Consider the following 12185-nt stretch of genomic DNA (forward strand, 5'->3'; position numbering starts at 1 on the left):
GATGGGACTTTTGGTACAATTTGGTGGGATTAAATTGCGTTATATCCAACCCAAACACCCAACCAAATGTTTAAAAAACTACTATTTAACTTTTTATTTTTTATTGCGTATTTTGCCCATGCCGCAGATATTTTTGTAGACCAATCCGCTCCCATTGGCGGCGATGGTTCTTCGTGGGCATTGGCATTCCAAACTATTGAAGAAGCTGTTGCTTCTGCAGCTAGTGGTGACACCATTTTTATAGCTGAAGGGATATACAAACCTCAAAGCGAAATAGACATCACCGTACCCTTAACTATAAGGGGTGGATATGTAGAAGGAGGAGGAGCAAGAGATTTAACGTCTCACGTAACCCAAATACAGGCAGATTTCGATCCTAACAATTTACTATTACGAATTTTTGATATTGGTATCAATGCAGCTTCCACTTTTGAGGGAATTAGGATATACAATTCCAGGTATGCAATAAGCACTAGATCTAATCTAATTGTAGACCAGGTAGAATTTGAAGCCTTCGCTATCTATGGCGTTAAAATAGATGGAGACGTTACTAACTGCACTATTAACAATAGCATTTTTTCTAATCATGTAGGTTCGGCAATCCATTCGATTGGAGAAACGGTCAATACTATCAGTATTTCAAATTCTATTTTTCAAAATGGAAGTGCTAGGAGTCTGTATGTTGATGATAATACCGAAAACTTTTTATTGACTGATTGTATATTTAAAGAGTATAATAGCACTTCAACAATTGTTTCTATTGATAGTCCAAACGTAATAATAAATAGTACCATTTTCAAAAAAAATACTAGCTCCGCAGTTTTATCAATTAATGGTTCAAATGTATTATTTGATGACATTCTTGTAGAAGAAAATAGTTGTCAATCAAGAATTATTTATCAAGGTGACGGTATTACTTCTATCAGAAATTCTTTATTCAATAATAATTTTGGAACTGGGGCTTGTATACAGACCACAAATGGTTGTGACCTATTCCTGGAAAACGTGGATTTCATAGCTAACGATATTTCAGGAACTGCTTCAGTTTTACATGGTGACAGTGCGGATGTAAATACTTCCAATTGTAGATTTTTAGACAATATTAGTTCAGGTTCGTCTAATGCAATAGTAGATTTAAGAGGTGATAATGGAGCTAATATTTTGTTTGATGCCTGTCTCTTTAAAAACAATATTTCTCAGGGAACTACATGTTTAGAGATTGAGTACGATGCAGATTTAACCGTAAATAACTGCGTTTTTGAAAATAATGGGAGTACCAATAGTAGTGATTTGGATTTATGGAATCTAGATAGTGCAACTATCACAAACAATACCTTTATCAATAACAGTAGTACCAAACCTGTTTTGGATATTGGAATAATGTCAGTTTCCCCAGCAATCGTTGATGGTAACATATTTATGAACAATAATGGTAGGGAAATAAATGTAGACCGCGTAGATAATATATCCCTTTCGAATAATCGTTATTATGGTGAAAACGTCCTATTGGCGTTTGACAGAACACCAATGGCAACAATGACCAATGAATTCATAGAAGGTAACAGCTCTGGTAGTCGTTTTATGATTTTGGACGAAACCAACCTGACCATTAACAATTTGGCAATGATTTCTGCTATGCAAAACGGAAATCACCGCTTAATAAATTCAAGCGGAGATACATCGTTAAATATAATCAACTCTACATTTTCTGCCATAGATTTTAATAATACCAATGTTAGTGTTGGTTTTAGCGCTGATTTACCCTCTAGAGTGCGAAACACTATTATTTGGTCTGGTAGCGATCTATCGCAAAGCGGTTTTCACGGCAACACCTCCAATCTCCAAGTAAGACATTCTTTAATAAAAAGTGAAAATCCTTCAGGAGCAGGAAATCTTAATGGGAATCTAATTACCAATGCCCCTATCTTCCTTAACCCAGAAAATGGAGATTTTAGGGAACAGCGTTGTTCCCCAACCGTAAACGCAGGCAACAATGCATACACTACTGAAACTTTAGATTTAAGAGCACGTCCTAGGGTATATCAATCTGTTGTAGATATGGGGGCTTATGAAGCGCAGGCCAACAAAAACAATACTTGTACTACTCCAGCATTACCTGATTGTGCTTCTTTAACATTTCCTGGTAATGGCCAGAACAATGTTGCCGTAAGTACTAATTTTAATTGGCCAGATGCTAGTAGAGCGGACGGATACCGTATTTCTGCCGGTACAGCTTCTGGGGGGAATGATTTAATCGATAATGTTACTGTTTTTTCCAGTGATTACAATGTACCTTTTGACTTTGAGGAAGGACAAACCATATATGTAAACATAACATCTTTCAATGAGTCTGGAGAAACAATTGGATGCATAGAAACAAGTTTTACTACTGCAAGTACCATTTCTGGTGGTACACTACCAAACTGTTCTAATTTACTCATTCCCGTAGATGGCGCTACTGAAGTTGAAATTGATGCTGACATTTCGTGGAATGCAGTTAGTGGAGCCAATGGATATCTAATATCGGTTGGTAGTACCCCTGGAGGTATAGATATTAGGGATAATTATGACGTAGGTAACGTTACGGTGTACGATTTTCCCTTAGATTTACCGGGGAGTTCAGAAATTTTTGTCATTATTATACCTTATAATGACGAAGGACAGGCTATGGGGTGTGTAGAAGAGTCGTTTTTTACCACCACAGCACCAACTGCTCCTGCCTGCACCAATTTGAATACCCCTTTGAATGGGGCAACAGGTGTCTCCAATTCTACCGATTTAAGTTGGAATGCTATTGCTAATGCAAATGGCTACTACTTAACTGTAGGTACCACCGCTGGTGGTAATGATATCTTGGATGCCGAGGATGTTACCGGCACTACATTTGATTTGCCTGCCGATTTACCGGAGAACACACAAATATTCGTTACTCTAGTTCCGTACAACGGTGTTGGTAACGCAACAGGCTGTACCGAAGAATCATTTACTACCGAGACCCTACCAACTGTACCTAGTTGCACCAATTTGAGCATACCCTTAAACGGGGCTACCGACGTTTCAATCGCTACCGACTTAAGTTGGAACCCAATTGCCAATGCAGATGGGTACTACTTAACTGTAGGTACAACTATTGGTGGTAACGATATCTTGGATGCCGAGGATGTTACCGGTACTACATTTGATTTACCTGCCGATCTGCCGGAGAATACACAAATTTTCGTAACGCTAGTTCCGTACAATGGTGTTGGTAACGCAACAGGATGCACAGAAGAATCGTTTACCACCGAGACCGTGGCTACTGTTCCAAGTTGTACTAGTTTAAGTGCACCGCTTAATGCTTCTGTGGGCGTTTCTATTTCTACCGATTTAAGTTGGAACGCAGTTGCTAACGCTGATGGCTACTACGTAACTGTAGGTACAACTACTGGTGGCAACGATATATTGAATGCCGAAGATGTTGCAGGAACTACATTTGACCTACCAGCCGATTTACCGGAGAACACACAAATATTCGTAACTATTATTCCGTATAATGCTGTAGGTGATGCTACAGGATGTACCGAAGAATCCTTTACTACCGAGACCGTGGCTACTGTACCTAGTTGTACCAATTTGAGCATACCTTTGAACGGGGCTACTGATGTTTCAATTTCTACCGATTTAAGTTGGAATGCTATTGCTAATGCCGATGGGTACTACGTAACTGTAGGTACAACTACTGGTGGCAACGATATCTTGGATGCCGAGGATGTTACCGGTACTACATTTGATTTGCCTGCCGATTTACCGGAGAACACACAAATATTCGTTACTCTAGTTCCGTACAACGGTGTGGGTAACGCAACAGGTTGTACCGAAGAATCCTTTATCACCGAGACCGTGGCTACTCTTCCAAGTTGTACCAGTTTAAGTGCACCGCTAAATGCCGCAACAGGTGTCTCCATTTCTACCGACTTAAGTTGGAACCCAATTGCCAATGCAAATGGGTACTACTTAACTGTAGGTACAACTACTGGTGGTAACGATATCTTGGATGCCGAGGATGTTACCGATACTACTTTTGATTTGCCTACCGATTTACCGGAGAATACACAAATTTTCGTGACAATAGTTCCGTATAATGCTGTAGGTGATGCTACAGGATGTACCGAAGAATCATTTACCACCGAGACCGTGGCTACTGTTCCAAATTGTACTAGTTTAAGTGCACCGCTTAATGCTTCTGTGGGCGTTTCTATTTCTACCGATTTAAGTTGGAACGCAGTTGCTAACGCTGATGGCTACTACTTAACTGTAGGTACAACTACTGGTGGTAACGATATCTTGGATGCCGAGAATGTTACCGGTACTACATTTGATTTACCTACCGATCTACCGGAAAACACGCAAATTTTTGTAACTGTTGTTCCGTACAACGGTGTTGGTAACGCAACAGGATGCACAGAAGAATCGTTTACCACCGAGACCGTGGCTACTGTTCCAAATTGTACTAGTTTAAGTGCACCACTTAATGCTGCTACAAGCGTTTCCATTTCAACCGATTTAAATTGGAACGCAGTTGCCAATGCCGATGGGTACTATTTGACCGTAGGAACCACCGCCGGAGGTGATGAAATAGTACCAAGAACCGACCTAGGTATCTTGACTAATTATTCCTTTACGGAAGACTTACCATATGGGCAGGAGCTATTTGTAACTATAACCCCTTATAATGCCTTAGGGGATGCTGAAAATTGCAGCATAGAATCATTCGTAACGGAAGAAGAGCCAGAGCAGGAAAAAGTTGCATCTAAATATGGCTTTTCACCAGATGGCGACGGAGTTAACGAATTCTGGGAAATTAACGGTATAGAAGCCTATCCGGAAAACACCGTATACATCTATAACAGATGGGGAGACTTGGTCTTTAAAATAGAGGGCTACAACAATGCGGACAACGTATTCAAGGGGCAGGTAAACCAACTTATGGGATTGGGCGCGGACCAACTACCAGAAGGAACCTATTTCTTCACGATAATCTTACCTGAAAATCATAACCTACAAACAACCAAAGGCTTTGTGGTCTTAAAAAGATAAGCTATGAACCAAATAAAAAAACTACTTTACCTAGGTCTTTTAATAGCAGGAACACAATTTTCCTATTGCCAACAAACACCCGTGTATGCAGAATATAATGCAAATCCGTTTTTGATTAACCCCGCGTATTCTGGCTCCTTTAATGGAACGGAGGCAGTTTTAAGCAATTCTGGATTTGGAAGTGAAATACAAAACACGCCCAAAAACCTAAGCTTTAGCTTTACTGCGCCATTACAACAAGGTAAAATGGGACTGGGTGCGGCCGTAATTTCAGACGAGATAGGCGTTACAGAAGCCACTCAAGGTTTTGCTGCATTTTCATACAAACTATTTTTTGATTGGAAGAAGAACAGACCTTATTGGCAGGTCTTTGAACGAACCGTGCTCTCTTTTGGGGTAACGGCAGGTGTACTTAGTTATAATGAAGACCTTTTGAGCCTACAAATTCAGAACGATGCCAATTTCTCCGAAAACATAAACGAGACTTTACCCATGGCTGGATTAGGTTTTCTATTTGGGCATGAAAACTTTTTTGCAGGTATATCCGCACCAAATATTTTGGGAGATACTTTTGCCAATTCTCAAAACTTAAACCTAACACGGCCTTTCTATGGTTATTTGGGTTATCATTTCATCACGAACAAATACGACCCAACTTACATAATGAAACCAAGTGTTTTACTTAAACACGAAGCTGGGGCTCCCTTTCAGGTAGATGCGAACATATCCTTAAGCTATAAAAATGTAATAGAAGTAGGTGCGGGCTTTAGAAGTAGCAGTAGCTTAAATTTATTCGCCGGTCTGTATGCCTTTAAAAACTTTAGGGTATTGTATAATTACTCTAGCGCCAACGCAAATTCACCCTTAAGAAATTTTCATGGTATCGTATTAAATTATAGAGGTGGCAGGGGTTTTGCGTTTGATTAATCTAAACTAGAATCAGTTAGGTATTTATCTTGAAATACCTTGGTGAAATTGGCTCCAAAAAATACAATTAAACTAGAATAAGATACCCAAAGCATCACCAATATTACAGAGCCTGCTGTTCCGTAGGTAGAACTGGGCTCTGCTTCGCTAAAATAAAATGCTAACACGTATTTACCTATCAGAAATAAAATTGCGGTTAATGTGGCTCCCCTACTTACTGCTTTCCATGGAACTACAGTACTAGGTAGATATTTAAACATGGCCGAAAAAAGCATTGAGATAAACACAAAAGAAAAGAGAAAATCTACCACCATAGCCCACCTTAAATCTACAATACTAAACAAACTAGATAGTTGCTCTGAAAATAATGATAATAAAGAAGTGAGAATAAAACTGACTAACAATAAAAATCCAAGGATTACAATAAAGCCCAATCCTTTGATTCTACCAACGAACATAGCCACAATACCATTGGCAAAATTGGTTTTTGCATTCCAAATCTCATTTAAGGCATTTTGTAATTGATAAAAGACACCCGTTGAACCGTATAACAATACTACTACTCCCAGAATTGTAGTAGTGACAGAGGTTGGCTCGCTACCCTTATTTGTTATCATACCTTGTATAGACATGGCAGTTTCTGGCCCCAGGGCACTTGCAATTTCCCCGAATAGCTTACCGTGGACAACATCTTTCTCCCAAACAGAACCAACCAAATTAAGCACCATAATTAAAAATGCTGGTAAGGACAAAATGGCATAATAGGCAGTCACCGCACTTAGCTTAAAAGGTTCTTTATCTATCCAAGATAGATAGGTTTCTTTCAGCAAATACGGCATGTGTCTCCAGCTAAAACGAGTATTTTTTTCTGGAGATTTAAACAGTATGTCTAACCATTTTTTCACTCAAAGAAAGATACTGCATCAACCTAATCTAGGTGAACGTAAAACCACAAATTACGACTTCAATTCATAAAAAAACCGACGTGTAAGTCGGTCTTTATGTTTATCGTATCATTCCAAGATTAATTACCTCTTGTTCTGTTAGAAAACGCCAATGCCCTCTTGGTAAATCTTTTTTGGTAAGTCCGGCAAATACCACACGGTCTAGCTTAACCACTGTATATCCAAGATGTTCAAATATGCGACGAACAATTCTATTTTTTCCAGAATGTATCTCTATACCCACCTCATTTTTTGTTGCTCCTTGTACATAACTAACCTCATCTACAGTAATAGGTCCGTCTTCTAAGGTTAGTCCTTCCATAATTTGTTGAAGGTCTCTCATAGTAAGAGCCTTGTCCAAGTGTACATGGTATATTTTGCGTACGTTGTGCTTTGGATGGGTTAACTTCTTAGCTAGCTCACCATCATTAGTAAACAACAGCAGTCCTGTAGTATTACGGTCTAAACGCCCAACGGGATACAATCTGTTGTTAGAGGCACTAGATATTAATTCCATAACCGTTCTTCTACCTCGCTCATCGTTAGTAGTGGTTATAAAATTCTTTGGCTTGTTCAAAAGAACATATTCTTTTTTCTCGGGATTTAATCTCCTACCGTCAAAACGAACATCATCTGTCTTCTTTACCTTATATCCAAGTTCAGTTACCGGTTTCCCGTTTACCGTTACGTTACCAGCTGCAATAAAGGTATCTGCTTCTCTACGCGAGCAAATGCCAGCGTTGGCTATGTACTTGTTTAAACGAATTAAATCTGGATTGCTATTTGTTTTTTTAGGAGCCGATTTAAATGGCTTTGAACCTCCTTTATTAAAAGGTTTCTTTTTAAAACTGCCTCCTTTATTATTAGAAGGTCTACGATTGCGTTCGTTGTCTGATTTTCTCATCAGTCTTTAATTTTTTGCAAAGCTAAGTTATATTGTAATGTATAAACTTATTGCATTGTAAAAAATTTGATTTTCCTTTTACTCAAGAATGAAATACCCCCTTAATAATGACAATGCTAAAATGAATATGCAAAATTTAACATATAGTATCTATTCAATAGATTAACACGAAAAATATCAGTTGAAATTTCACTAATACTCTCTTCACTATAAAAGTTCTCGTTCAACAAATTAACCCCAGAAAAATCCAGTTGCCATGCTTTATTTTTGGGCTTAAAAAGTATTTTAGAACTTAAAAAAGAGTATGTATTACGATTATCCGAAAGGTTGGGGATAAAGTAGTTATAGGTAATAGTCCCGATAAACTGTTTTGATGGCTTAATTTTTATTTTAAAGTGGTTGTTGAGCGAATTATTGGCAAACGTACTTTGCCCCTTGTTTTGCTGGAATAAAAATGTTGTGTTATTCTCAAAATTTATTGAAGAGTTAAACGCAGTACGCAGAGAAAGGCTGTTATTAAAGAAACTACTCTTGTTAAGTGTAAGATTAGAATTGTTGATTATGTTCTTAAAATTATATATGGAATAACTAGAAGTAATCTTAAAATTGGTTTTGATTCTGGATAGTAATTTGGAAAAATTTAAATAGAAATCAATATTTTCTGTATTCTCAGGTAAAAAGAAATTGGTCAGTTTTGTTGTATTTTCATCAATCTCAGTCTCGTTAAAATAGTTGCCATTTTGCTTGATATAGCTTCCTCCAAAAGATAATTCTAATTGATTGAATAAATCGTTTTTTGAAAATGAAACACTGTAATTTTGACTTTTTTGTAGTGAAATATTTGCAATATTTTTTCTTACAAGCCTGTTATTAATAAGTACTTCATTTGAGAATAAGTTAAGGTTATCCTGAGTATTTTGATTAAAACCGCTACGAAAGTTTAGAATTGATGTCGTGTTTAATTTGTAAATTAAGCTAACGGAAGGCTCAAATAGTAAGTTTTTAGAATCCATGAGAACATCTTCCTGATTTAATTTTTGATACAAATATTTTAATGAAAAATTGGGAGAAAAAATAAATTTTCCTAGGCGCCAATTATAACCTCCTTGCGTAAAGATTTCATTTTTATGAAATCTTAGATTATTTGAGCTGTTATTGACCTTTAAGCCTTGGTCAATATCCTGATTTTGCAAATTAGAATTGAACGATTCCTTGTCTAAGTTAAAACCAAAAGCAATATTGTATTTATTGTTTTGTTTACCTCTGCCTAGATATTCTGTTTTAAAAGATGTAACTAATTTTCTACTATCATTGTTTTGAACATCATTATCAAATTCCGAATTATCCATTGTAGAAGGAGAAATCTCATAATCTTGAGCAAGATTGTTGGTTGCGTTCAATAGGGTCATCTGTACAGCAGTACTATCAGTTATTTTTTTTGTGTATTGCAGATTTTGTTTTAACAATAGACTCTTTGAGTCTAGTACGGACTCGAAATCATTGGCTTGATTTGAAAAAATTGTATTGGACGTGTTAATAACCTCATCCCTTAAGCTTACGTCATATTCAATAAGAGAAGATGCTGATGTATTGATTGTCAACGCTAAATCTCCTCTATGCTGCAGTGGCTTTTTTTGTATAAAATAGTTATCGAATATGGTAAATCTATTATTCTTAGAAAAAATGGTGCTTTCCAAAAATTGATTACCATCAATTTTATCTGACAAAGTATATAAGTTGGTCTTAATTTTTACTTTATCAGAAATGTTAAAAATGGCATTAAAATTCCCAAAAAACTGGTTGTTGATATTAGTCAAATTGGTTCTAGTGACTTGAGGGAATGTAAATTCTGATATTGCTTTGTGACTGTAGTATTTTTGATCCTTCATCTGTTCCAGATTAATGGAATTGCCATAGTAATCGAATGGTGATGCATTTTCCCCAATATTGTTGAATGAACCAACAGCAAATGATTTATATGATTTATTTATTCCCAAAAGATTAAGAGATACATTCAAAGGCGTTTCCCCGTTATCTGGAAAATCTCCTACACCTATGTCGGAATTCCCAGTAATGTCAACTTTATTTTCTTTAAGTTTTAAGTTCAATGAAACTTTTTCACTGCTTTCAATCCCTTTAAGCAGCTTATTTTCTGAATAATTTTCAATGGCTTCAATTTCAGTAATCAAATCAATGTTGATATTTTTAGTACCAATACTGTAATTGTAGTTAAATAAATTATCTCCTTCTATAGTTACCGTTTCAATAGATTTACCTCTAAACTTTATAAAGCCATTAGCTTCGTTGATTTCAATCCCTGGTAATTTTTTTAATAGGTCTTCTACTTTCTTCTCAGTACCGTCAGAATAAGACTCTACATTAAAAACTAAGGTGTCTTTCTTAATTCTAAAGGGTCTTTTTCCCTCCACCACTACTTCATCTAATTTCTGAAGTTTTTCTTTTTTCAGAACAAATTTAAATTTAAGTTCAGGTTTTAATCCAGAAGGTTTAATCACCGCCTCCAATGTGGTGTAACCAGTTGCTGCCACCTCTAAAACAAAGCCATTGGAAGCATATGATTTTTTTAGATTATATTCAAATTTACCATTAGGAGCCAAAAAAAACTCACTTATGACGGCCAGATTGCTTGGATTTTTAATAAGTATTTTTGCAGTTACAGGGTTTTCGTTTTCATTAAAAACAGTTCCGTGAATTTTTTGGGAAAAAGTAAAGCTTGAACAAAAAAAAATAAAAATACTAGTATATAACTTGAAGTTAATTCCGCTCAATATAAAAAAGTTATTGTGATATCTAATTTTTATAGTAGTTCTTCAAGGCTTGGTTATATTCAAGGTCATCATCCTCAATATAGGTTTCTATGCCGCCTCTAGATGAAACTATTCCACCAATATTTTCGTTAGGTCTATAGCTGAGAAGCTCTATTGCCTTTTTCTTGTACAGTGCCTTGTATTCCGCCCAATTAAGTATTTTACTTGTATCAAAAGGGTTTTCCAGGCTTGTTAATAATTTAACATCACTCTTTACACCGATAGCCTTAAAAGCTATAAAATTGTCCAGTGATTTAAGCTCCATAATCATTCCTGGTAGTCCATCATATTTCCATGGACCACCTACGGGTAGTTTAGATGAGAACCAAGCTTCATACTTTCTGCCTCTGAAATCCATGGTGGCTTTTTGGCAAATAAAACCAAGGATATCCTTTGTGGCTTCTTCTATCTTCCAGTTAAAAATGTCTAAGCGGTCTTTAATTACAAAGTATTTATAAGCAACTTCACCTTTTGTATAGAGTTCATTTTCTTTATAGTCTTTATAAACCATGCTCAACTTACTTCCAGAGGGTGTAAAATATAAGATACTATCATCGGCATCATCTTCTTCTAATAAATTACCATTTTTATTCTTACTGTTTATATTACATATAGATTTATCCAATTCAATAAATTTTGTGTAGTCATAAATTGTTTTTATTGGTGTAGGATCGTCTTCAAAAGTTAACAATCTTTCATATTGTATTTGATAAATATTAATAGAGTCTTGTTGGGCATATAGATTTAATGCACAAGCCAGTAATACTAATAAAGGATATAATTTTTTAACCATAATTATTAAGAGTAAAAAAGAATTATGGAGACTATGCACTTAAATAAGGTTTATAGCCTCCAAAACTTTAATTTTAAAAATTTAACTCTATTTACATTTGGCCGTTTAATTTATCAACCAAAGCATTAGCTGCAGCCCTTGCATTTCGGGCACAATTATTTATGGCATCAGACCGAGTAGCACCATGACCAATACCATTTACTTCCCTTGTTTCGCCAGTTAGGCTATTGCTAATAGTTACGGAACAAATTGCAAAATATCCATCATCGATAACGGATTTCTCACTTAGTTCGTTCAAGTCAATTAAATTAATTTCCGTTTTGGAATCAATCTTTTCTTTGTTTTCAAAATTATTTGCAAAAAACCCTGAAATAATCGTTCATTTTTTTGATACTAAATAAAAAACTTTCCGAGATTTTGCGCAAAACTGTAAGCTTGAAGCAAAATTAGAATAATGAAAACAAAAAAAATTAAAGAAAAACCGTAGGATTTTTACGGTTTTAAGAAAACATTAATTAATTAACTTTTTATTAATAATTCTTTTCTTGCAATATCAGATTTATGATTATAGCCACCACGTCCATCATTATTAATAACATATAGATATATTACTATCATTTAACGGCAGTCTGTCCCAAAACCGCCTTCAGATTTTAATATAAAATTGGCTTATTAGTTTCAAACTACCGAAGCTTGTAAAAAGGAGGGCGAAA

7 protein-coding genes are annotated in these 12185 nt (G+C 35.9%); 2 read left to right on the forward strand and 5 right to left on the reverse strand.

Annotation, left to right across the window (positions count from 1 at the left end):
* Positions 1–66: 66 nt before the first annotated feature.
* Complete coding sequence (locus FBT53_RS12175; RefSeq protein ID WP_136951462.1) at positions 67–5076, forward strand: gliding motility-associated C-terminal domain-containing protein; 5010 nt, start codon at positions 67–69, stop codon at positions 5074–5076.
* 3 nt (positions 5077–5079) lie between these two features.
* Entirely contained in the window at positions 5080–6003 is a 924-nt protein-coding gene (locus FBT53_RS12180) for a PorP/SprF family type IX secretion system membrane protein (protein ID WP_136951463.1), read from the forward strand.
* Here FBT53_RS12180 and FBT53_RS12185 read toward each other — a convergent pair.
* The 5 genes from FBT53_RS12185 to FBT53_RS12205 all read right to left on the reverse strand — a co-directional run bounded on the left by FBT53_RS12185 (position 6000) and on the right by FBT53_RS12205 (position 11770).
* The gene (locus tag FBT53_RS12185; RefSeq protein ID WP_240729828.1) at positions 6000–6908 is read right to left on the reverse strand and encodes a YihY/virulence factor BrkB family protein; all 909 of its coding nucleotides are present in this window, start codon (positions 6906–6908) and stop codon (positions 6000–6002) included. The two genes, FBT53_RS12180 and FBT53_RS12185, sit on opposite strands and share 4 nt — an antisense overlap.
* 100 nt (positions 6909–7008) lie before the next feature.
* Positions 7009–7851, reverse strand: a complete 843-nt coding sequence (locus FBT53_RS12190; protein ID WP_136951464.1) for a pseudouridine synthase — start codon at positions 7849–7851, stop codon at positions 7009–7011.
* A 116-nt stretch (positions 7852–7967) separates the two neighbouring features.
* Positions 7968–10640, reverse strand: coding sequence for a carboxypeptidase-like regulatory domain-containing protein (locus FBT53_RS12195; protein ID WP_136951465.1), 2673 nt, complete (start codon positions 10638–10640; stop codon positions 7968–7970).
* A 22-nt stretch (positions 10641–10662) separates the two neighbouring features.
* Positions 10663–11472: a GLPGLI family protein gene (locus tag FBT53_RS12200; protein WP_136951466.1), complete on the reverse strand. Its 810-nt coding sequence runs from the start codon at positions 11470–11472 to the stop codon at positions 10663–10665.
* Between the two features lie 91 nt (positions 11473–11563).
* Entirely contained in the window at positions 11564–11770 is a 207-nt protein-coding gene (locus tag FBT53_RS12205) for a hypothetical protein (protein WP_136951467.1), read from the reverse strand.
* Between the last annotated feature and the right edge of the window lie 415 nt (positions 11771–12185).

Origin of the sequence: Flavobacterium sp. ASW18X (assembly GCF_005144745.1) — a bacterium.
GTDB lineage: Bacteria > Bacteroidota > Bacteroidia > Flavobacteriales > Flavobacteriaceae > Croceivirga.